Raw genomic sequence first — 20,509 nt, 5'->3', positions numbered from 1 at the left:
TTGCCGAACCCGACGATGGAACACAGACCATTCCCAGCCATCTAACAGTCGTCGTCCACTTCTGGCTGCTTGGATGCAGTACGCGCAAAATTTGCGCCTGCCAACAGAAGGACGAGAGTATGCGCCGCCGGTCTGCGGCCTCGCAGCATCCGCCGAGAGTTCACCCGCTGCGATCACCAGACCAGCTGCGCCGGATGATCCAAGGCTGGTTGGGCTTCTTCGAAGGGCTCACCCGCTTGGGGGATGTCGTCGAGTGGTCGATCGGTCCGATGCGGGAGACGCTGTTCTTCCACCCCGACCACATCAGCGAGGTGCTCGCATCCGCAGGTGCGAGCGGACCTCTCGGCAGGCCGTCGGGCGGGTTCCAGGAGTACGCCGGCATCATCGGGAACAACGGTCTGGTGATGAGCGAAGGTCCTACGTGGAAAAGACAGCGCCGACTGCTGCAGCCCGGAACACACCGGCAAAGTATCGCCAGATACACAACGGTTATGGCCCGGTGCGCCGAAGAGATGTGTGATCGCTGGGGCGACGGCGATGTGTTGGGCATCCAGGGTGAGACGCAGCAGCTCACCCGGCGGATCATGACGCGAACACTGTTCGGTCCGGATCTCACCGATGCGGCCGGCGACGAGATCAAGCGGGTGATGGACCGCCAATTGCTGTTGAACAGTATCGAATTCATCGTGGGGAACTGGCTCTCGCCAAGAGTTCCCACACCCCTGCGGACGGCGTTACGCAGATCGTCGGACCGCTTACGCGCATTGTTTGCCGACATCATCGAGCAACGCCGGACCGAAGGCGGCAACCTGAAGGCACTCAGGGATGCCGACCTGCTCGACATCCTGCTGGATGCCCGCGACGAGGACGATCAGCCACTGACCGAGCACCAACTCGGTGACGAGATGCACAACCTGTTCCTCGGCGGATACGAGACGTCGGCGAACTCGCTGGCATTCATCGTTGCTCTGCTGGCGCGTCATCCCGACGTGCAGGACCGAGTTGCGGTCGAGGTACAACAGGCAGTGGGCATAGACGCGCCGAGCTTTAGTCACATCAAGGATCTGCCGTTGGTCGAGGCGGTGGTGAAGGAGGCGCTGCGCCTCTATCCACCCGTATTCGCATTGCCAATACACGTCGTGAAGACCCAAACCATGTTGTGCGGCTTTAGCTTTCAGCCCGGACAGCGGGTTAACGTATGCCCGTGGGTGACTCAGCGAGATCGGCGCTGGTTCGCTCACCCGATGGAGTTCCGGCCCGATCGATGGCTCGACGGATCCACCGACAACATCCCGCGTTTCGCCTGGATCCCGTTCGGCGGCGGGCCCAGAGTGTGTTACGGGCAGCACTTCGCCATGGCGGAGATGGTTGTAACCGTGGCCGTTATGGCGCGGCGATTCGCGTTTTCGCTTCCCCCTGGCGCGTCCCGCGACATTGAGGCCGGACTGACCGGAAGCGCCATGCTCAGGCTCAAGAACGATGCGGTGGCATTGGCGTCGCGGACCGTTGGTTCGGGTTCACTCACCACGATCGACCAGCGCGGCCGCCATCTGCAGCGCCACGCTTAGAAACGCACACCGCAATCTTCACCGAATTCCCGGCGCACGACTCTAGTTCGCCGATGAAGTCACCAGCTTCTGCTCGATCATCTGCGCGAACATGTCTTCCATCGACTCGCGCAACGGCCGATACGCGACACCCAGCTCGCGCTGGCTTTTTGCGTTGTCAGCCCGCCAAGCGTGGCCAACGTTTTTGGCGACGAACTCACGGCTGAGACCAACGAATGGGGCAACCAGCCACACCAGGATCTTCGGTAGCGCGCGCTGGGGCAGCGGAAAGTCTCGCCCGAACCGCGGCTGCAGCGACTGAGCCAGCTCGAGCATGTCGGTGTTGTGACCCGAAACGATGTGCCGCCCAAGCGCTTCCGGAAGGTAGGCGGCCGCGATGTGCGCCCGGGCAACCTCACGAACATCCACTACCCCCATCCCGAGCCGAGGCGCGCCCATTTTCATCGACCCGTCCGCGATCCGCTTGACGATGGTGAAGCTTTCCGACGTCGGATCCGGCCCCTTCGCTGGACCGATCACCAGCGACGGGTTGATAACGACCAGCCGCCAGCGATTCTGGCTTTCGGCTATCCGCCAAGCTTCCCGCTCGGCGAGCAGCTTGGAGTAGCTGTACGGCTCATGGGTAAGCGAGGCCGTCGTGTTCCAGATCTCCTCGGTGATCATGCCGCCCGGCGCGTTCTCGCAGTCGAGGGCATCGGTATAGATCGCCGCACACGAGCTGGTCAAGACGACACGCGACACCGAGGTGACGAGATTGGCGCTGGACAAGACGTTGGCCGTGCCCTTGACCGCGGGATCGATCAAATCACGCTGCGGATCGTCAACCGCACGGACGAAGGGGGATGCGGTATGAAACACGATGCGGCAGCCCGTCATCGCCTCGGTGTATGAGCCGTCGGCGAGCAGATCAGCGCGGTAGAACCGGACGTCACCACGCGACTTTTCCGCCATGTCAACAAGATGCGCAATCTTGGCCTTGTTGTTCGGATCACGAACGGCGGCGTGGACGGTAACGCCAGCGTCCAGCAAGCCCTTGACGATCCACCCCGCTACGTATCCGGTCGCGCCGGTGACCAGCACCGGCGCGCTGGTGTCAACGTCGATCCCGGACAAATCCAGCTCACCCGTCATCGCAAACTCCCCTCGTCCGACTTCGGTAGGGTCCTGCATCCAGTCCTGAAGGGCCTAGTCGCTGGCCGGTAGCGGCTTGACCTCTTTGAGTTGCAGTGGGGATCTGCCGACGCTCAGCGTCCCCGCGCCCGGCTTGGTCACCAACACCTCGGCACCGGTTTCGTCGACGTAGCGCTTGCCCATCACGCTGCCGTCGGCAAAGCCCGGGTCCAGTTCGCCCGAGCGCTGCGCGCCAATCGTCACCATCGGTGCGCCACCGCAGCGCAGATCATCAAGGCTGTCAGCGCTTCTCACGACGATGACCTGGGTGTCGCACACCTGACTGGTGAGACGGGTTCCGTTCTTAATCATTTCGTCGCTCCGTCGCTAGGTCCTCGATGAGCTCCCGGCGAAGTAACTTGCCGGTGGCGGTGGTTGGCAGCTCATCGCGGAACACTACCCGGTCCGGGGTACGTGACCCGCGCAGATTCCTGCGGACATGCTCGCGCAGTTCCTCTGGGTCGGGATCGGCGCCGGCCGACGGCACTACCACGGCCACGATCGCCTGGCCCCACTGCGCGTCGTCGACACCGACCACCGCGACCTCGCGCACGTGCGGGTGCTCGATCAGCACGTCCTCCAGCTCGGTGGGCGCGATATTCTCACCGCCTCGAATGATGGTGTCGTCACTACGTCCCGCGATAAATAGGTAGCCCTCCTCGTCGAGGGTAGCGATGTCCTTGGTGCCGAACCAACCGTTCTCGTCGAGCACCGAGCCGATCCCGGTGTAGCGGCCGGATACCTGTTCGCCCCGCACGAACAACTCACCGCTGCCGCCCGGCCCCAGCACGGTGCCATCGTCGTCGCGAATCTGTAGCTCGATGCCCGGCACCGCCCGGCCGACCGACCCCAGCCGCCTGGCGACGGCGGCATCGCGCGCAACCTGCGCCGCGCGGTGGTCCTCGGGGGTCAGCACCGCGATCGTCGAGCTGGTCTCGGTCAGGCCGTAGGCGTTGACGAAGCCCACCTTCGGCAACAGGTCGAGCGCCCGGCGGATCAGCGGCAAACCGACCTTCGAACCGCCATAGGCCAGGTTGCGCAGCGCCGGCAGATCATGCTGGCCCTCCGCCAGCACGGCGACGATCCGGTCCAGCATGGTTGGCACCACCGTCGCCGTGGTGACCCGCTCCGCGTTGGCCAGCCGGACCCACTCGTGGGCGTCGAAGTTCGGCAGATAGACCATTTTGCGCCCGGCGTACAGATTCGACAGCGCGGCTCCGACCCCGGCGATGTGATAGGGCGGCACACAGATCAAGGCGGCGTCATCGGTGCCGGCCGACCCGAACTCGACGGTGCCGGTGACATAGCTGGTCAGGTTGTGGTGCGAGAGTTCGACGGCCTTGGGCTGCGCCGTGGTGCCCGAAGTGAACAGCACAATCGCTGCGGCATCCGGGTCGGGAAACCCGGTCACGGCTTCGGTGCTGCCCGCGGCGGCCAAGAACTCGGCGGAGGCCATCAGCCGGTCGGAGGCATCTCCGAGCATCTCCTGGTAGCGCTTGTCGACGACTACCAGCGGTTCGGGCAGCCGCCGGAGTAGGGCCTGCATCCCCTCGGCGGACAGCCGGTAATTGATTGGGGTGAGGGCCAACCCGGCGCGTGCCGCGGCGAAGATCAACAGCGGCAGCATCCCACCGCCCGTGCCGACGTAGGCGACGTGCCCTGCATTCGATCCCGCGATGACACCCGCGCCGCCGTCGGCGAGGTCGCTGAGCTGCTGAGTCGTCCACCGCAAGTCACCGGAGGCATCCGCACAGACGAGGGCCGTACGGTCGGGATTGCTCGACACAGCCATCTCGAGAAGCAACGAAATGCTCATCCTCGATCCCTCTGGATCCCGCCCCTTTACAAATCTAGGTCATAGTGTAACTCGGCCCGCGAGCCTCAACCTGACCCACCGTCCATGTCGGGCGTGCTTGGCATGATCGAAAGCATGTTCACCAGGGCGGCGCTGAACGTGTCTGCGGTGTAGCAGACGAGTGCGATCTGCTCAGCTGAGGATCTATCCTCGCGTGATACCTGGGGTGTCTATAACGAGGCGTGAAGAAGGCGATTCTTGGAGCGCCGCCGAGGATAAGCGGCATGCCCGATAACTAAACTAGGCGAATACCAAGAGGGTTTTGTCGTCGATCGAGACGCGCGCGTTCTCGTAGAGCGCCAGCCATACGAGCTTTTCGCGCCAGAACGGTGTCGACTCGTCTTCGCCTTCGGCATAGAGACGGGCGGCTTCCGTATCTGAGAGGACGCCGCCATCGAGCGCGATGCCGAGAGCCGGCGCAGTCTTGATGAGCTCGCGCATCAGCCCCTGTGACGAGCCGAGGATGCCGCCTGGCAGGCCGCGCTCCTCGGTATCAAAGAGGATGTCATCGAAATCGACAGGCACGTAGAAGCCTTCGGCGTCCGAATGACACAGTAGGTGCGAGTCCATCATCGCCGACGCGTTGTCAACGGCGGGATCCTCGGACGGTCTTTCGCCGTCGGCGAGGGGCGTTAGCGGCTCATCTTCATGCAAGAGCGCGAAAGCACGCCGGAGGTAGTGCAAGAAGGAATAGGGGAAATCGGATACGTGCCTGCGCTTGGTTGTGCCATAGGTGGAGGGTTCATGGTGTGCGGGAAGCTCCTTCGCGACGAGCATCTGGTTCACCAAGCCGAGGTCTCGCCGAAACCACTCCGCTAGTTCGGGGTCGGTTTCGAGCGTCTCGGCAAGATAGTGCGTGTAGAGGGAAAGGCCCATTTCGGGAGCATATTAGGACCACCGGCACGAGATCCGCGCCGGGTATCACTCGGCTGACCCCTGAGCTAAACGACCCACCCTAAGTTAGGGGGTTGCGGCACCACGATTTGCGACCCGAGTCCGACGGGTCCGATCCGTCGAATAGCGCGACTACTCCCTTTGGGTTGGCAGCGACCCTCCCGCTGTGATGCTTGAATGCAGCAACTCGCACCACGAAAACCCGATCTACAGACCTCGCGATTGCTCGTAGTGCAGTGGCTTCCGGGACGGGTCATGGGTGTTTGGCGGTCCAATTATGGCCCTCAGGATTCGATGCTCGGCCGTATCGCGGTTGCGGATTGGACCGGTTCCGCTTGGTATTCCGCGCGATTGGGGTTGTCGGTGACCATCGTTACCGTCGCTAGCAGGGCTTGTGGCGTTCGGCGAGGGGGAGGGTGGTATGCGGGTGCAGCGGGTGCTGGCCCCCGATGGTGGGCTGGAGTCGTGGACTGTTCTCGATGGCGGTTTCGTGGTAGTGGATCCGGTCGAGCGCTCACCGGGAACGGTGCGGTCGTATGCGTCCGCCATGATGCCCCGGCGCCGCCGCACCCGCACCCAAGACCGCGCCCACCGCATCGCCACCCAACGCCGCCACAACCACACCGCTCGCACGACCACCCGCACCGCCGCGCGAGCCCAGCACCAGACCTACCCCGGGCCCGCCCCACCCCACACCGACGACGAGTCGGGGCCCGTCGGGTTTGGTCAGGTCCCCGTCCAACGGGGCGGACGCTTCTCGGCGAACGCGATGGCGCCCTCCTTCGCGTCGTTGGAGGTGAACACCGGCAACAGGATCTTCATCTGCTCGGCAAACATGGTGTCGGCGCTCCAGCCGCGCGACTCGGTGATAATCCGCTTGGTGGCCGCGACCGCGAGCGGCCCGTTGGCGGTGATCTTCTCCGCCAACGCAATCGCCGCATCGAGTGCGGTTCCCGGCTCCGCCAAGACGTTGACGAGCCCCAACTCGTGCGCGCGTTCGGCCGGTAGGTTGTCACCCGTCAACGCCAGCTCCATCGCGATCGCATACGGGATGCGCTCCGGCAGCCGCAGCAATCCGCCACCACCGGCAACCAGACCCCGTTTGACTTCGGGAATCCCGAACGCCGAGTCCCTGGCCGCCACGATCAGGTCGGTAGCCAGAGCCAGCTCCGTACCGCCGGCCAACGCGTAGCCCTCCACCGCCGCGATGAGCGGCTTGGCCGGCGGACATTCGGTAAAGCCGAGGCCGCGGCCCTCGACGACGACGTTCTCGCCCCGGGCGAACGCCTTGAGATCCATACCCGCGCAGAACGAACCGCCCGCGCCGGTCAGAATCGCCACCGAAAGGCCGGCGTCGCCGTCCAGCCGATCCATCGCATCGGCCAAGCCGCGGCTGACCGCGGCGTTGACCGCGTTCTTGGCCTTCGGGCGGTTGATCGTGATGATCAGAATCCGATCCCGCTGTTCGACTCGGACCTCGGGTTCGCTGTTGGGCGCTGCTGCACTTGCCGCATTCATTGTCCCGCGATTCTCCTTCGTGTCATGCCTGCGCCATCGCGGTCTGGATGACCGTCAGGTCCTCGGAAAGCCCAGCAGCGCGGCGTATGTCGATGAAGTCGGCGATCATCCCCTCGGTCACTTCATGCGGGTCCTTGACCGTCGAACCATCGGTTAGCACCGAGATATTGAGCTGATCGACATAGCTCCACACGGTGATATTCAGACCGCTACCCGCGGTCAACGGCCCCACCGAATAGATTTCGGTGACCAGCGCGCCGCCCACCCGGCCGCGTTCGCGCGGACCGGGAACATTCGAGATATTCAAGTTGAGGACCTTGTTCTGTCCATCGCGGCTGGACAACCACCGAAAAAGGGCTTCCGCACCCGCCGGCGGAAAGTATGCCGCCCAGCGGCTGATCAACTCCGGTCCCAACAGCTGGTGGCTCTCCTTGGCGGAGACCGCGTTTTCGTGACAGCACCGCACCCTTTCCAGCGGGTCGTCCGAGTCGGTGGGCAGCGCCACCATCATTCCGGTGAAATGGTTCCCGGAGATCCGCTCCGGCGAGAAGTCGTAACTCACCGGAACCGAGGCCAGCAGCGGCTCGGCCCTGCCGTCATAGCGCAGCAGCAAAGTACGCAGCGCTCCGGCCGATATGGCCAGCACCATGTCGTTGATCGTCGCGCCCAGCTTCTTGCCCGTCTCCTTCACATCGACCAGCGCCAACGTGGCGGTGGCGAACCTGCGCTCCGGAGTGAGCCGGTGATTCATGAAGGTCGGCGGCGGAGTAAACGGCATGGTCAATTCCGGTGAGAGTTTGCGCGAGCTACGCCGCACCCGACCCAGACCCTGCGCGGTATAGCGGATCGTCGCGGGGATCCGTCCGATGTGACGTAGGTGGTCCGCGAACGCCGTGGACACCAGTTGCCGGTTGGTAGGCGCCGGATCGCGCACATATAGGCCACCCTCGGGTCCCGGCACCAGGTCCATCCCACGGGCCATCAGGTTTGCCGAGGCGACGCCGTCGGCGAGCGCGTGGTGAATCTTGGCCACCACCGCGATCCGGTGGTTGGCAAGTCCCTCAACGAGATACATCTCCCACAGCGGGTGGTCGCGGTCCAGCGGGGTGCTGGCGATCTGTCCGACCGCCTCGTCGAGTTCGCGCCGACCGCCCGGGGCACGCAACTGCCAGGGCCGGATGTGATAGTCGAGATCGACCTCGCAGTGCTCCCGCCACATCGGGTGGTGGAACTTGAACGGGACATCGATCAGCTGGTAGCCCAATGGCTCAAGCTTGTGCAGCCGGCTGGCGATCACCTCGCGGAAGGCATCGATACCGAATTCACCTCTGTCCGAATCCAACTCAATCACGGCGATCTTGAGCGTGTGCATGTGCACGTTCGGAGTCTCGCTGTATAGCAGTACCGCGTCCCAGCCGCTAAGCCGTTTCACCGCAGCCCCCTACTCATAGGGCGACCATACAATTGGCCGGCGTTTAGATGACCTCTTTCGCGAACTGTGTCCGGCTCCGGTGAACCTGGTTGAGGAACAGTGCGATCGCGTGCGCCGTCGGGCCGGTGCGAGCGCCGTCGAGCAGGTCGAAGCCGTGGCCCGCACCTGGCAGCTCCACGTAGCCAACCTGTGAGCGCGAGACCGCGCGTAACCGCTCGACGAAGCTCCGCGCCTGCTCAACTGGGATGACATTGTCACGACTGCCGTGGATCACCAGGAACGGCGGTGCATTCCTGTGGACCCGCGCGATCGGCGACGCGTCGCGGAACACTTCCGGGTGACGGTCAATCGTGCGCTTGACCACTACCCGCTCCAGAAAATCGACGAACCGGACACGTTCCGGAGTGGAGCGGTCCTCCCAGTCGTAGCGACCGTAGATCCCCACCACGGCGTCGACCGAGGTGTCGGAGCCCTCCGGCAGACCGGCCTGGTATTGGGGGTCATTGGCGGTGAGCCCGGCGAGCGCGGACAAGTGGCCGCCGGCCGAACAACCTGCCACCGCAATGAAGTTGCGGTCACCGCCGAACCTGTCGACGTTGGCCCGCGCCCAGGCGATAGCGGTCTTGACATCGAGGATGTGGCGTGGCCAACGATGGTGCGGCGCGACCCGGTAGTCAATCGATAGGCACACCCACCCCTGCGCGGCTAGGTGGGACAGCAGCGCATGCCCCTGAATGGTGCGGCTGCCGTGCACCCAGGCACCGCCCGGGACGAAGATCAACACCGGTGCGGGTTTGGTAGGCAAATCTTTGCGGCGCCATACGTCGAGGAGCTGGGCCGGGTCATCCCCATACAGGACGCGGCGGCGGTGGAGGTACCGGCGGTGACGCAGTGCTCCCCACACCGGCGGTGTGCGCTCGGGCGCCGGCCATTCGACAGCAAGGTCGTCGGGCGAAACGATGCCTCGCAACGCCGCGACGGAAACCTCCTGCGTGCTGGCACGATCCTGACGGCGATCCTCGTCAACGCCCAGCGGCAGCAAATCCCTTGCCGTCGCGGACACGAACGCGGGCGCCTGCCGCGCTCCCCAGACACCGAGGGCGGTAATGGCGCCGAGCGGCTCGAGGTGCTTGCCTACCACCGGTAACGAAGCGCCCGCAACGCTCAGGGCCAGCAAATAGTCAGCAGGGCGAGCACGAAGGAACCATCTGATGCAGGGTGCATTAGTTGGCCCGGTAATGCGTCGCTGCCTCATGGGGGGAGCCTACCCCTCGTCGGTGGCACCACCCCTGTGAACACCCTGTTCATCCCCGCCGCGCCTGCGCGCGACGACAAGGCGGATGGAGTAGGCGATCGCACTGATCCCGAACAGGACCGCGGTGAGCAGCAGCCACCTGCCCAGAAACGGGTCCTGGGTCTGTCCGGTCGCCTCCAGGTACTTCGGCGCACCCTGCTTGATGATGCCGGGGAGAAAAACCACCAGCGTCAAACCGGCCGCCAGCGCTGGAATCCGAATGTAGTTTCGCGCCGGTACTTCTGGGTGGCGGCGGGCCGCCGAGCCGTCGCGCCGGCCGACCCGCATGGTCAGGATCCGGTCGGCCAGCGCGTAGAGCGGGAACAGCACCAGGTCGTGGGCGACGACCGCGGCCACGAACCAGACGGCAATCGACTGCCACCAGGTGCCCTGGTTCCACAGCTCCGACGGCCTGACGGTGGCCAAGATGTAGCCCAGCAGGGCGAAACCGGACACCATCGCCAACAGGTGCATTGGACCCGACCCGTAGGAAGCCTTGAAAAGCGTTGGAATACTGGGCATTTCACCCCTTGTGGAATTCGATGGCCGCGACCCATTTGGTGTTGTGCACACCGGGCAGGGCCGGAACAATGACCCGGGCGGGATAGCCGTGGTCCAACGACAGGTCGGCCCCGTCGACCCGCAGCGCCAGCAGCGCATCGGGATCAGCGATCTGATTCGCCGCCAACTTTGCCTCGCCGAAGGCCCCGCCACGCTGCAGCGACGTGACATGAGCCGAGCTCGCCGCCGGCACACCCGCCAACAGGGCCAACTCGGCCAGCGGCACGCCACCCCAGGTGCGGACGGCCGACCACCCCTCGACGCAGGCGAGGGGCAACCGGGCGGTGTGTTGCGGCAAGCCGGCCAGCGCGGCACGGTCCAGCACCACCTCCGAAGGCCCGCCACGCAGCACCAACCGCCAGCCCGGGCCGGTGGCCGCCGGTCTGACCCCGGCGGCGGCGGCGGTCTTGTTGATCGGGAAGTCGCCCGGGCTGGCGACGCGACCCCGTGGCAGCAGCAGCGCGGCCCGGCGGGTGATACCGCCGAGGGTTTGCCCAACCGTCAGTACGCCGATCAACAGCACACCGGCACCGACCAATCCCAGGGCACCGCGGCGGCTCAGCGTCGGCTCACCGGGGTGGGCCGCTACCAAGCCGTCCGGGTCACGCGGCTGCGGGCGAGTGTCGGCCACGTTGGTGCGCAACACCTCTCGCATCGGCACCGACCGCAACCCGGTGACCATCCGTGGGATCTTGACCGCAATATGCAGCAGAAAACCGGCGATAAAGACCCAGGCCCCGAAATAGTGGCCGGTGTAGAAGCTGAACCCGAAGATGTAGTCGTACTGGATGTTGAGCACACCGGTGACGATCTGGAACAGGATCCCGCCGACCAACATCAGCACCGACAGCCGTTCCAGCAACTGGGCGATCGAGCGTGCCGGCGGCCACACGAACAGCCGCGGGATTACCGACCATAGCTTGGCCAGCACCACGGGAATGAGTACCAGCCCCAGCCCCACATGCAGCCCCTGGGTCAACCGGTACAGCCAGGACGGACGGGTCGGCCAGGTGAAGCTGGGTAGCCGCAGCCAGCCGACGTCGCCGGGGATGGCCTGACCCAGCTGCGGCGCATAGGCGACGTAGGAAAGTAGCCCGGTGACGATGACGATCGGCAACGTCACCAACAGCACCAAACCGAAGACCGACGTCAGCCACGGACCACGCAGCGGGCTGCGAAACTGGGTCAGACGTTGCAAACCCGGCGGGCTATGGCGCTGGGCCCAGCGCCATAGCCCGGTGGGAAAGCCGAAGCCGTTCTCGGTTTCCGGGCCGTCTGCTGGATCACTCATCAGGCCACCACCCCATCCCTTGATGGACAAACCGAAGCTTGCCAAGAAACCCTGCCAAAAGAAACGTGCCGACGGGGCGAAACGGCGACCACGCATACTGGACCGATGTCCGGCAACGATGTCCACCCAGACCTGCGGCGCATCGCCGTAGTCACCCCCCGACAACTGGTCGGTCCTCGGACCCTGCCACTCGTGCGGGCCCTAACCGCGGTGATGGGGCGTCGAACATCCCGCACACCCGCCGATATCGAGGTGCTCACCCTGGAATCCGGGGTCGGCGTCCGGCTGTACCGGCCCGCGGGCGTCACCGAACCAACGCCCGCGCTGCTGTGGATTCACGGCGGCGGATACGTAATGGGCACCGCGCAAAGCGACGACCGGCTCTGCCGCCAGTTCAGTAGCAGACTGGGCATCACCGTCGCGTCGGTGGAATACCGGCTGGCGCCCGAACATCCGTATCCGGCGCCGCTTGAGGACTGCTACTCCGCCATGACGTGGCTGGCCGGCCTGCCCGCGGTGGACCGCGCGCGGGTGGCGATCGGCGGTGCCAGTGCCGGCGGCGGCCTCGCGGCGGCGCTGGCTCTGCTCGCTCGCGATCGCGGCGACGTCGCACCGGCATTTCAGCTGCTGGTGTACCCGATGCTCGACGACCGGAGTTCGATGGCCCCTGCTGCCAATCCGCACTACCGGCTGTGGAACGCGCGGTCCAATCGGTTCGGCTGGACGGCATATCTTGGCGATGCGGACCCAGGGGTGGCCGTTCCGGGTAGGCGCGACGACCTTGCCGGCCTGCCACCGGCCTGGATAGGCGTCGGTACAAACGACCTTTTCTACGACGAGGATCTGGCCTACGCGAAACGCCTCACCGGCGCTGGGGTGCCATGCCAGGTAGAAGTGGTGGAGGGTGCGTTCCACGGCTTTGATCTGGTGGCGCCGAACGTTGCACTTTCACAGCGGTTTTTCACCAGCCAGTGCGACAGTTTGCGAGCAGCGCTGGCCCCACCGGGCTGATCGCTCGGATCACACTGCCACATAGACGAGTTCGCCGCCGATGATCGTCGCGGCCACCATTGCCGAATCCAGCTCGGCCAGCGCCACCGCGGGCGCCACGGCCAGCACACACAGGTCACCCGGCTGTCCGGTTTCGATGGTCCGCTCCCGGCCCGGGTTGTCGGACCAGCCCAGGAACATGTTCAAAGCCGTTCGCGCCGGGATGCATTCGGCCGCGTTGAGGACGGCACCGCTCGGTGTGCTGCGGTGCACGGCGGCCCGCATCGCCGCCCACGGGTCGCCGTGACCGAAAGGCATATCGGTGGACAACGCAACGGGCACGTGTGCGTTCAGCAGCGACGCGACCCGCCAGAGCTGACCATGCTCGGCCGGGGGAACCTCGGCCAGGTATTGATCGCCGCGCTCGGCGACGAAATTGGGCTGTGTCACCACCGTGAGACCCCCGACCTTGCTAGCTCGGTCAGGTCGGCCACGTTGTCCTCAGGCACTACCGCGGCATGCTCGATGCGATCGAACCGATGGCCGCCCGCCGCCCGCAGGGCGGCGATGGTGACCACCAGTTGAGCCGCGGTCACGCAATGCACGGCGACCGGCCGGTCGGCGTTGTGCTGGTTGACAATCCAGGTCGTGAGCGAATCCAGGTCCAGTTGGTCGTCCTGCAGGATCTTCTTACCCGGTGACAGCAACCGCAGCCGCGGCCGAAACTCGCCGCGACGGTGCGCCACCAGCAGCGAGACCATGTCGTCGGCACCGAGGTCTGGAGTGGCGTCGGTGACTCCGGTGACACCGATCTCGATCAGCCCGCGGCTCAGCTCGGCCAGGTCGGGTTCGCGTCGCTGTAGCGCGTCGGACCAGCCACGATCCGCACTGCGCAGCAGCCCGTCGCCATGCTCGGCCAGGCCGACGCGGGCCAGCGCCGCGGAGTTGAGAATCCACAGCACGCCGCTGCGGTGCTGGACACGCACCGGAATGCTTCCGAGTAGCGCATCGAGAGCACTCCGGTCCAACCGCCCGGCAACGGACTCGTGATAGCCGACAGCGCGGATCCACCCGTCGGCGCCGGGCGTCGCGCTCGATAAGGATTGTGCCAGTTGTTCTTTGGTGCGAACCAGGGGCGGCCCTACGAATAGCGAATCCAACGCGGACGCTGCCGAATGCAGGTGTACGTGGTGGTCGTGCAAACCGGGTATCACGGTCCGACCGGCGGCGTCGAACACGCTTTCCCCGCTCGTGGCGGCCAGCGCGCCGCCCACCTCCTCGATCCGGTCACCCACCCGGATATCGGCCGTCGTCCCGTCCAGCAATGTGGCCCGCCGAATCAGCATGATAGGCAATGTCTTTCAGCGATCAGATGGCGGACGGCGGGGTTGTCGGCCCCAAGCTGTGCTGCTGCACTTGCGGCTGGCGGCGCCGATGGCGGTGCGGCCGGATACGCCGAGTCCGATGCCGTTACCGGCAGCGCCGCGTAGCTCGCCGCGACCGACGCCATGGACACGTCGATGAGTTCGCCACCGCCGCGGCGTAGCGATTCGGCCACCGCCAAACTCGCTTCGAGGCCGGCCAGCGGGTCGGCGATCGCGTCCGCACAGAACACCGGCCCATCGGGACCGCCGCCGACCAACCCGCCGGCCACGGCGGCATCGTCGCCGAACGCCGGCCGTCCGGCGTGTGCGCCATGCCCGGTGATCCGCAGCCAGATTCGCCCGGCCCGAGCCGGCACGTGGTCGGGTCCGAGTCGGCGCCGGGCCAACACGGCAGGTCGCGACCCTTCGATCACGATGTCGGCGACGGCCACTAGCTCACGCAACTCGCCGGCCTGATGGTCGAAATCGAGGCAGTAGGACAGCTTTTCACCGTTGATCCAGTCGAAGAAGGCCTGATCGCCGGCGCGGGTGCCGTCGGGGCGGCGCGGACTTTCCACCTTGACGACGGTGGCGCCCGCCCGGGCCAGCAGGTGCCCACATAGCGGGCCGGCCCACATCGACGACAGGTCGGCGACCAGCAGGCCGGCCGGACCGCGCACCGGGGCCCGCGGCCCGCTGCGGCGTATCCGCGGCGGTGCGGGTTTTGCCTCGCCGAGCGCGCCCGCGGGAATGTCGAGCAGCTGGGCCCGTTCGGTGATGGCGGACAACGGCCGCGTTCGCGTCCAACGTTGCAGCATCGGCCACGGGTCTTCGGGCACCGAATCGGCACACAGCAACGCGGGAACCGCCGCGACGTCGTCGGGGCGAGACAGCGTGATCGCGCACCAGCCATCCCGAGCCGCCAGCAACCGACTCGCCCCGCCGGCCGACACGCGCCCACCACGGGTCAATCCGAGCAGCCCGGCCCGCCCGGTCAGCAGTGTGGCCGCATCGGCGGCGATTTCCTCGGCGCGCCCCAACACGTTGGCGCGGGAGAAGTCGGGTGGGCCGTCGGGCAGCCCGGTCAGGTAGGCCAGCCCGCTGCTGCCCCACTTGGCCAACGCGCAGGTCACATCGCCGAGGGTAACCCCGCTGTGAAAGCGAGACAGAAAGCTCCTGCGCAGCGCTACGCTCGCGAAGCTAGAAGTGCAGCGCGCTGAACCGCCAATCGAGCACCTGCCGCTCGCCCGCCGAGTCGCTGACCGCGTAGACCAGCGACCGCAGCCCCAGCACGCCCCCTTTGGCGGACGTCTCCGCGGACTCGACGTGCAGTTCGCTGTGGAGGGTTTCACCCTCGTAAACCGGACCGGTGTGGTCGCAGGACTCCCAACCCAGCACCGTCACCAGGTTGGGCAACAGCCGGTTGGCCTGCGCGAGTGCCAGGCCGATGGTGTGCCCGCCGTAGACCAGGCGCCGTCCGCCACCGACCCGCGAATCATGATGAGTGGCAGCGATATTCAGAGAAAGTCGAGCCAGTTCTGGTGCACTGCTGACCAGGTCCCCGGTGCTGTGCATCACCGTACCGGCAATGCCGGCATCGAAGTGCGGTCCGGGCACCCGCCGCCGGAAGACCTCAGCATCCCAGTGCGCGGTCGGATCGGCGGCCGGCGCCGCCGCGTCGGCACCGATCGTGGACAGGTCATCACCGGGCGTAGCACCGGGATGCCACTGCGGGCTGGCGGGCAGCATCGCGCACCGGTAGAAGTCGAGCACCAATCGATCGGCGTGGTCGATCGTGGTCATCCGCAGCGCCGCCATTCCCGTTGGCGCACGGCCCGGTTTGGGCGAGTTAGCGCGCAGCCCCACCACTTCGGTACGGGTGTAGATGGTGTCGCCGATCACCGGGAACCGGTGAAAGGTAAGCCCGCGGTAGAACAGGTTGGCTTTGACCCGCTGGGTCACCAAGGTTGACTGGCCGATCGCCACATCGCACACCAAGCCCGGGTGCGCCAGCGGGCCGGGCATGCCGATCACCGCGGCGCACAGATCGGCGTCCAGCGCCAGTCGCAGCCGGTCACCCACGATCGACTGGTGGGCGGCCGCCAACCCCGACGACAGCGTCGCCGCCGGCGCCCAGTCGAACACCTGACCGATCGAGAGGTCGTCGAAATACGGCCCGCCCTCGCGTACCCCCGCGTATCCGCTAGTCACAAGGCCACATGCTGACAGGTCCGGGTGACATATCACAATGGCAGAGATGAATAGTGAGCTGGACAACGACGAAGCGATGCTGGTCGCCACGGTGCGGGCGTTCATCGACCGGGACGTGAAGCCAACCGTTCGCGAGCTTGAGCATGCCAATACCTACCCGGAGGCGTGGATCGAGCAGATGAAACACATCGGCATCTACGGCCTGGCGATCGGCGAGGAGTACGGCGGGTCGCCGGTGTCGATGCCGTGCTACGTGCAGGTCACCCAGGAGCTGGCACGCGGCTGGATGAGCCTGGCCGGCGCGATGGGCGGGCACACCGTCGTCGCCAAGCTGCTGACCCTGTTCGGCACCGAGGAGCAGAAGCGGTCCTATCTGCCGCCGATGGCCACGGGCGAGCTGCGGGCGACCATGGCCTTGACCGAGCCCGGCGGCGGCTCCGATCTGCAGAGCATGTCGACCACCGCACTGCCCGACCCCCAAGGCGGGTTGGTCATCAACGGTGCCAAGACCTGGATCAGCAACGCCCGCCGATCCGGGCTGATCGCGCTGCTGTGCAAGACCGACCCGATCGCCACACCGCGCCACAAAGGCATTTCGATCGTGCTGGTCGAACCCGGGCCGGGACTGACGGTGTCGCGGGACCTACCCAAGCTGGGCTACAAGGGCGTCGAATCCTGCGAGCTGTCGTTCGACAACTTCCGGGTGCCGGTGTCGGCGATCCTGGGCGGCGACCTGGGGCAAGGCTTTTCGCAAATGATGAAGGGACTTGAAACGGGCCGCATCCAAGTGGCCGCCCGGGCCCTGGGGGTGGCGACGGCGGCACTCGAGGACGCGCTGGCCTACGCCCAGCAGCGGGAAAGCTTTGGCCGGCCGATCTGGAAGCATCAGGCGGTCGGCAATTACCTGGCCGACATGGCGACCAAGCTCGCCGCGGCGCGTCAGCTCACCCGCTATGCCGCCGAACGTTACGACAGCGGTCAACGGTGCGACATGGAGGCCGGTATGGCCAAGCTGTTCGCCTCCGAGGTCGCGATGGAAATCGCCCTGAACGCGGTGCGGATCCACGGTGGCTACGGCTACTCCACCGAATACGACGTGGAACGGTATTTCCGCGACGCGCCCCTGATGATCGTCGGCGAGGGTACCAATGAGATCCAGCGCAACGTGATTGCCGAACAACTGGTCGCGCGGGGCGGGCTATAGCCGGTTGGTCCGCGGGCCTTCTCGAAGACCCGGACCCTGGCGAATCGCCCTGCCCGAGAACGCCATCCCGGATCGGCTCATGCACGGGCAACGCAGCCATCAACTCCGCAATCTTTCCGCCTACAGCTCGCCCTTTGCTGTATATTTACCTGACTTCTCACCAGCAAAGCGGCGCACCGGCAAACCCGTTCGTACCGGAGGGAACCCAAGGGAAGGCAGTTGCCATGAGTTATCCGCCAGGGCAGTACGGGGGTTCCCCAGAGTGGCAGGGCCAGCAACCGGGCTGGCAGGGCCAGCAACCGGGCGGGTATCCGGGCCAGCAGCCGGCCTATCCGGCCTATCCGGGCTATCAGCAGGAGCCGGACAACTACCTCGTCTGGGCAATTCTGGTCACCGTGCTGTGTTGCCTCCCATTCGGAATCGTGTCGATCGTGTACTCCACCAAGGTGTCCGGGCTATGGGCGCAGGGGCGGTTCGCCGAGGCGCAGGCCGCGTCCGGCAACGCCAAGAAGTGGGCCATTATCGGCGCGATCACCGGCGCAGTGGTCGCCGCGATCTTTATGGTGATCTACATCATTGTCATCGCGGTGGCCGTCCATGAAATGCCCTCGACGGTCACCACCACGTACTCCGGCTACTGAGCCGTTCTCACCGACAGACCGCGTCCACCAGACCCCAGTCCAGCGCGGTATCCGCGTCGATAGTTGCGCCGGAGAGCACGAGATATGCCGTGCGCCAGCGGCCGATCCGCCGGGTAACACTGACCGTACCGCCGGCGCCGGGAATCAGCCCCAGACTCAACTCCGGCAGTCCGAACACCGAATCCGCCCTTGCCTCAATCCATCCGCAAAACGCCGCCATCTCCAATCCGCCGCCCAACACTCGACCGTGCACCTCGGCGCGGCACGCCCGGCCGAGCCTGGCGGTGAGCGCGTCGAGCAGCAGTGCGGGACTGTGCCGGGTGCGAGCTAAATGCGCGCTCGCCGGGTCGGCGAAGGCACCGAATTCGGCGAGGTCTCCGCCACTGCAGAACGATGGACCGTTGCCGCTCAAGACGATCCCGACGACCGAGCCGTCCAGCCGCGCAACGGTCAGCGCCTCCAGCAGTGCGGCTCGGGTATCGGTGGAGAACGCATTGTGCCGCTGCGGCCGGTTGAACGTGATCCGCAGGGTGTCACCCTCGCGGTGCGTTCGCACCGGATCGGCGATGTCGGGCACCTGCGCCGGGCCACGCTCGTGTAGCCAGCGTGCGAACTCCGGTCCGGCCTGCAAGGTGGAATAGGCGAGCGACTCAGTCACCACGCCGGTCAACGTGGCGCCATCGGGGTCGACGGTGCGCAGCACGTCGTCACACACGGCACTGGCGTGCGGCCAGCGCTCGCAGCGCCGGGTCAGCTCCGCCAGCGTCTCGGGTATCGAGTCCACGGTGACCACTCTGCGGTCGCGACAGGCTTCCTCCGTCAGAGTGAAAGTTGAGTGTTCCAACCAGTATTCATCCGATATCGGACCATGAGCGACTATCGGGCCCGGCGGCGTCTCGGGGCCGGCGTCCGGCGCACTCGACAGGTCGACCACCCGGAGCATCGGTCACACCGAATACTTCTCGATCAGCTCGCCCTTGTAGAGCTTTCCGGTGTCGGTGCGCGGCAATTGCGCCTCGAACGCGATCGATCGTGGACACTTGAAGTGCGACAGGCGGTCTCGCAACCAGACGAGCAACTCGTCGGCGAACTGATCGGTGGCGTCGGCGGAGTGGACGGTTTGCACGGCCGCCATGACACATTGGCCCATCTCGCCGTCGGGAACGCCGAACACCGCCGCGTCGAGCACCTTGGGGTGGGTGACCAAGAGGTTCTCGGCCTCTTGCGGGTAGATGTTCACTCCACCGGAGATGATCATGTGGTGGCGCCGGTCGGTCAAGAACAGGTAGCCATCGTCGTCGACGTAGCCGATGTCACCGACCGACACCCAGCCGTGCTCGTTCCGCGACGCGGCGGTTTTCGCGGGGTCGTTGAGGTATTCGAAAGGGAAGCCGCCCTCGAAATAGACCTCGCCCGGCTGACCCGGCGGCAGTTCGTTGCCATCTTCGCCGAGGACGTGCACCGCGCCCAGCATGGGTTTACCCACCGAACCGGGATGCGCCAGCCAGTCCTGGGCGGTGATCAGCGTCGACCCGCTCGCTTCCGAGGACGCGTAGTACTCGTCGATGATCGGTCCCCACCAGTCCATCATCTGCTTCTTGATGTCCACCGGGCAGGGCGCGGCGGCGTGTATCACCCGCTTCAAGCTGGACAGGTCATACGAATTACGAACGTCTTCGGGAAGTTTCAACATCCGGACGAACATGGCCGGCACGAATTGAGCGTGGGTCACTCGATGGCGCTGGATGGCATCGAGTGCACCCTCTGGGTCGAACTTCTCCATCACCACGGTGGTGATGCCCGCGGCCTGCACACCCATCGACCACACCGACGGGGCGGTGTGATAGATCGGCGCTGGGCTCAGATACACCGAGTCGGCGTCCAGCCAAAAGTCAAGCAGCGCCGACAACATCGCCGGTGCCGCGTCCGGTGCGACGTGCGGCAGTTCGCGTTTGATTCCCTTGGGCCGGCCGGTGGTGCCCGACGAATACTGCAGCAGGTCGCCCTCGCGTTCGTCGTCGATCGGGGTGTCGGGCTGATCCGCGACACAATCCGGATAGCGGTCCCATCCCGGCAGGTCCCCCTCGGCAATCATCAGCAGCTTCGGTAGTCCCCCGGGAAGGTGTTCAGCCAGACCCGCACAGGTCTCGTGTAGCGCCGCCGATCCGATGATTGCCTTGGCGCTGCTGTTGTCGACGATGTAGGCGGCCTCGGCCGGCGTGAGGTGGGTGTTGATCGGGACGTAGTACAGACCGCTGCGGCGGGCGGCCCACATGACCACGTGGATGTGTTCGTTGTTTTCCATCAGGATCCCGACGGCATCGCCCTCGCGCAGACCGGCCCGCCGGAACCGATGCGCCAGCCGGTTGGCCCGGGCCTCCAGCTCATCGAAGCTGATCACCGTCCCGGACGGGTGCAGGATGACTGCCGGTTTGTTGGTGCCGTTGGAGCCGGTGTACTGGCGAATCTGCATGGGCCGACTGTAGGACCCAAACCTTGACGGGTGTCACGGGGGC

General features: G+C 65.8%; 18 protein-coding genes and 1 pseudogene. 4 read left to right on the top strand and 15 right to left on the bottom strand.

What is annotated here, in order from left to right; translation table 11 throughout:
- Window positions 1–119 precede the first annotated feature (119 nt).
- A complete protein-coding gene (locus AADZ55_RS01760) occupies window positions 120–1,568 on the top strand; it encodes a cytochrome P450 (protein WP_085324000.1) in 1,449 nt (482 codons plus the stop codon).
- A gap of 42 nt (window positions 1,569–1,610) precedes the next feature.
- On the opposite strand, the gene AADZ55_RS01755 is transcribed toward AADZ55_RS01760, so the two are convergent.
- The 10 genes from AADZ55_RS01755 to AADZ55_RS01710 all read right to left on the bottom strand — a co-directional run bounded on the left by AADZ55_RS01755 (window position 1,611) and on the right by AADZ55_RS01710 (window position 11,583).
- A complete protein-coding gene (locus AADZ55_RS01755; RefSeq protein WP_085324001.1) occupies window positions 1,611–2,699 on the bottom strand; it encodes an NAD-dependent epimerase/dehydratase family protein in 1,089 nt (362 codons plus the stop codon).
- 54 nt (window positions 2,700–2,753) lie between these two features.
- Entirely contained in the window at window positions 2,754–3,050 is a 297-nt protein-coding gene (locus AADZ55_RS01750) for a hypothetical protein (RefSeq protein WP_085324002.1), read from the bottom strand.
- Window positions 3,043–4,554, bottom strand: coding sequence for a class I adenylate-forming enzyme family protein (locus AADZ55_RS01745; RefSeq protein WP_085324003.1), 1,512 nt, complete (start codon window positions 4,552–4,554; stop codon window positions 3,043–3,045). The genes AADZ55_RS01750 and AADZ55_RS01745 overlap by 8 nt, the downstream gene beginning before the upstream one ends.
- A 279-nt stretch (window positions 4,555–4,833) precedes the next feature.
- Window positions 4,834–5,469 carry a hypothetical protein gene (locus AADZ55_RS01740; RefSeq protein WP_085324004.1) on the bottom strand — a complete coding sequence of 212 codons (636 nt, stop codon included), beginning with the start codon at window positions 5,467–5,469 and terminating at the stop codon, window positions 4,834–4,836.
- Window positions 5,470–6,001: 532 nt separating this feature from the next.
- Window positions 6,002–6,229 carry a hypothetical protein gene (locus AADZ55_RS01735; RefSeq protein WP_085324005.1) on the bottom strand — a complete coding sequence of 76 codons (228 nt, stop codon included), beginning with the start codon at window positions 6,227–6,229 and terminating at the stop codon, window positions 6,002–6,004.
- On the bottom strand, window positions 6,214–7,005 hold the full coding sequence (locus AADZ55_RS01730; protein WP_085324006.1) for a crotonase/enoyl-CoA hydratase family protein: 792 nt from the start codon (window positions 7,003–7,005) through the stop codon (window positions 6,214–6,216). Before AADZ55_RS01730 ends, AADZ55_RS01735 begins: the two co-directional genes overlap by 16 nt.
- Window positions 7,006–7,027: 22 nt before the next feature.
- Entirely contained in the window at window positions 7,028–8,437 is a 1,410-nt protein-coding gene (locus AADZ55_RS01725; protein ID WP_085324007.1) for a WS/DGAT/MGAT family O-acyltransferase, read from the bottom strand.
- 43 nt (window positions 8,438–8,480) lie between these two features.
- Window positions 8,481–9,692: an alpha/beta hydrolase gene (locus AADZ55_RS01720; RefSeq protein ID WP_085324008.1), complete on the bottom strand. Its 1,212-nt coding sequence runs from the start codon at window positions 9,690–9,692 to the stop codon at window positions 8,481–8,483.
- A gap of 9 nt (window positions 9,693–9,701) precedes the next feature.
- On the bottom strand, window positions 9,702–10,253 hold the full coding sequence (locus tag AADZ55_RS01715) for a hypothetical protein (RefSeq protein ID WP_085324009.1): 552 nt from the start codon (window positions 10,251–10,253) through the stop codon (window positions 9,702–9,704).
- Window position 10,254: 1 nt separating this feature from the next.
- Window positions 10,255–11,583 (bottom strand): molybdopterin-dependent oxidoreductase, encoded by a 1,329-nt coding sequence (locus AADZ55_RS01710; RefSeq protein ID WP_085324174.1) that lies wholly within the window; start codon window positions 11,581–11,583, stop codon window positions 10,255–10,257.
- Between the two features lie 105 nt (window positions 11,584–11,688).
- Between AADZ55_RS01710 and AADZ55_RS01705 the strand changes: the two genes are divergently transcribed.
- Window positions 11,689–12,594, top strand: coding sequence for an alpha/beta hydrolase (locus AADZ55_RS01705; RefSeq protein ID WP_085324010.1), 906 nt, complete (start codon window positions 11,689–11,691; stop codon window positions 12,592–12,594).
- A gap of 9 nt (window positions 12,595–12,603) precedes the next feature.
- Here AADZ55_RS01705 and AADZ55_RS01700 read toward each other — a convergent pair.
- The 3 genes and pseudogenes from AADZ55_RS01700 to AADZ55_RS01690 all read right to left on the bottom strand — a co-directional run bounded on the left by AADZ55_RS01700 (window position 12,604) and on the right by AADZ55_RS01690 (window position 16,148).
- Window positions 12,604–13,919: pseudogene (locus AADZ55_RS01700) on the bottom strand (amidohydrolase family protein).
- Window positions 13,913–15,070 (bottom strand): CoA transferase, encoded by a 1,158-nt coding sequence (locus AADZ55_RS01695; RefSeq protein ID WP_085324012.1) that lies wholly within the window; start codon window positions 15,068–15,070, stop codon window positions 13,913–13,915. The pseudogene AADZ55_RS01700 and the gene AADZ55_RS01695 overlap by 7 nt, the downstream one beginning before the upstream one ends.
- A gap of 67 nt (window positions 15,071–15,137) precedes the next feature.
- Window positions 15,138–16,148 (bottom strand): MaoC family dehydratase, encoded by a 1,011-nt coding sequence (locus AADZ55_RS01690; protein WP_085324013.1) that lies wholly within the window; start codon window positions 16,146–16,148, stop codon window positions 15,138–15,140.
- 46 nt (window positions 16,149–16,194) lie between these two features.
- Here AADZ55_RS01690 and AADZ55_RS01685 point away from each other — a divergent pair, with 46 nt between their 5' ends.
- Both AADZ55_RS01685 and AADZ55_RS01680 read left to right on the top strand, forming a co-directional pair.
- A complete protein-coding gene (locus tag AADZ55_RS01685) occupies window positions 16,195–17,352 on the top strand; it encodes an acyl-CoA dehydrogenase family protein (protein WP_085324014.1) in 1,158 nt (385 codons plus the stop codon).
- A 224-nt stretch (window positions 17,353–17,576) separates the two neighbouring features.
- Window positions 17,577–17,993 carry a CD225/dispanin family protein gene (locus tag AADZ55_RS01680; RefSeq protein WP_085324015.1) on the top strand — a complete coding sequence of 139 codons (417 nt, stop codon included), beginning with the start codon at window positions 17,577–17,579 and terminating at the stop codon, window positions 17,991–17,993.
- 7 nt (window positions 17,994–18,000) lie between these two features.
- Here AADZ55_RS01680 and AADZ55_RS01675 read toward each other — a convergent pair whose 3' ends face one another.
- Window positions 18,001–18,936 carry an enoyl-CoA hydratase/isomerase family protein gene (locus tag AADZ55_RS01675; RefSeq protein ID WP_085324016.1) on the bottom strand — a complete coding sequence of 312 codons (936 nt, stop codon included), beginning with the start codon at window positions 18,934–18,936 and terminating at the stop codon, window positions 18,001–18,003.
- A gap of 3 nt (window positions 18,937–18,939) precedes the next feature.
- A complete protein-coding gene (gene fadD4 / locus AADZ55_RS01670; protein WP_085324017.1) occupies window positions 18,940–20,466 on the bottom strand; it encodes a fatty-acid--CoA ligase FadD4 in 1,527 nt (508 codons plus the stop codon).
- Window positions 20,467–20,509: the final 43 nt, after the last annotated feature.

It is taken from the genome of Mycobacterium decipiens (assembly GCF_963853665.1).
GTDB classification, from domain to species: Bacteria; Actinomycetota; Actinomycetes; order Mycobacteriales; family Mycobacteriaceae; genus Mycobacterium; species Mycobacterium decipiens.
This window is presented reverse-complemented; position numbering and strand designations above follow the sequence as displayed.

Bases quoted from the DNA above. Each gene is read 5' to 3' on its own strand.
- AADZ55_RS01710 (WP_085324174.1), bottom strand. From the start codon at position 11,583: ATGAGTGATCCAGCAGACGGCCCGGAAACCGAGAACGGCTTCGGCTTT.
- AADZ55_RS01755 (WP_085324001.1), bottom strand. From the start codon at position 2,699: ATGACGGGTGAGCTGGATTTGTCCGGGATCGACGTTGACACCAGCGCG.
- AADZ55_RS01730 (WP_085324006.1), bottom strand. From the start codon at position 7,005: ATGAATGCGGCAAGTGCAGCAGCGCCCAACAGCGAACCCGAGGTCCGA.
- AADZ55_RS01685 (WP_085324014.1), top strand. From the start codon at position 16,195: ATGAATAGTGAGCTGGACAACGACGAAGCGATGCTGGTCGCCACGGTG.
- AADZ55_RS01680 (WP_085324015.1), top strand. From the start codon at position 17,577: ATGAGTTATCCGCCAGGGCAGTACGGGGGTTCCCCAGAGTGGCAGGGC.
- AADZ55_RS01740 (WP_085324004.1), bottom strand. From the start codon at position 5,469: ATGGGCCTTTCCCTCTACACGCACTATCTTGCCGAGACGCTCGAAACC.
- AADZ55_RS01720 (WP_085324008.1), bottom strand. From the start codon at position 9,692: ATGAGGCAGCGACGCATTACCGGGCCAACTAATGCACCCTGCATCAGA.
- fadD4 (WP_085324017.1), bottom strand. From the start codon at position 20,466: ATGCAGATTCGCCAGTACACCGGCTCCAACGGCACCAACAAACCGGCA.
- AADZ55_RS01750 (WP_085324002.1), bottom strand. From the start codon at position 3,050: ATGATTAAGAACGGAACCCGTCTCACCAGTCAGGTGTGCGACACCCAG.
- AADZ55_RS01675 (WP_085324016.1), bottom strand. From the start codon at position 18,936: ATGCTCCGGGTGGTCGACCTGTCGAGTGCGCCGGACGCCGGCCCCGAG.
- AADZ55_RS01715 (WP_085324009.1), bottom strand. From the start codon at position 10,253: ATGCCCAGTATTCCAACGCTTTTCAAGGCTTCCTACGGGTCGGGTCCA.
- AADZ55_RS01760 (WP_085324000.1), top strand. From the start codon at position 120: ATGCGCCGCCGGTCTGCGGCCTCGCAGCATCCGCCGAGAGTTCACCCG.
- AADZ55_RS01745 (WP_085324003.1), bottom strand. From the start codon at position 4,554: ATGAGCATTTCGTTGCTTCTCGAGATGGCTGTGTCGAGCAATCCCGAC.
- AADZ55_RS01705 (WP_085324010.1), top strand. From the start codon at position 11,689: ATGTCCGGCAACGATGTCCACCCAGACCTGCGGCGCATCGCCGTAGTC.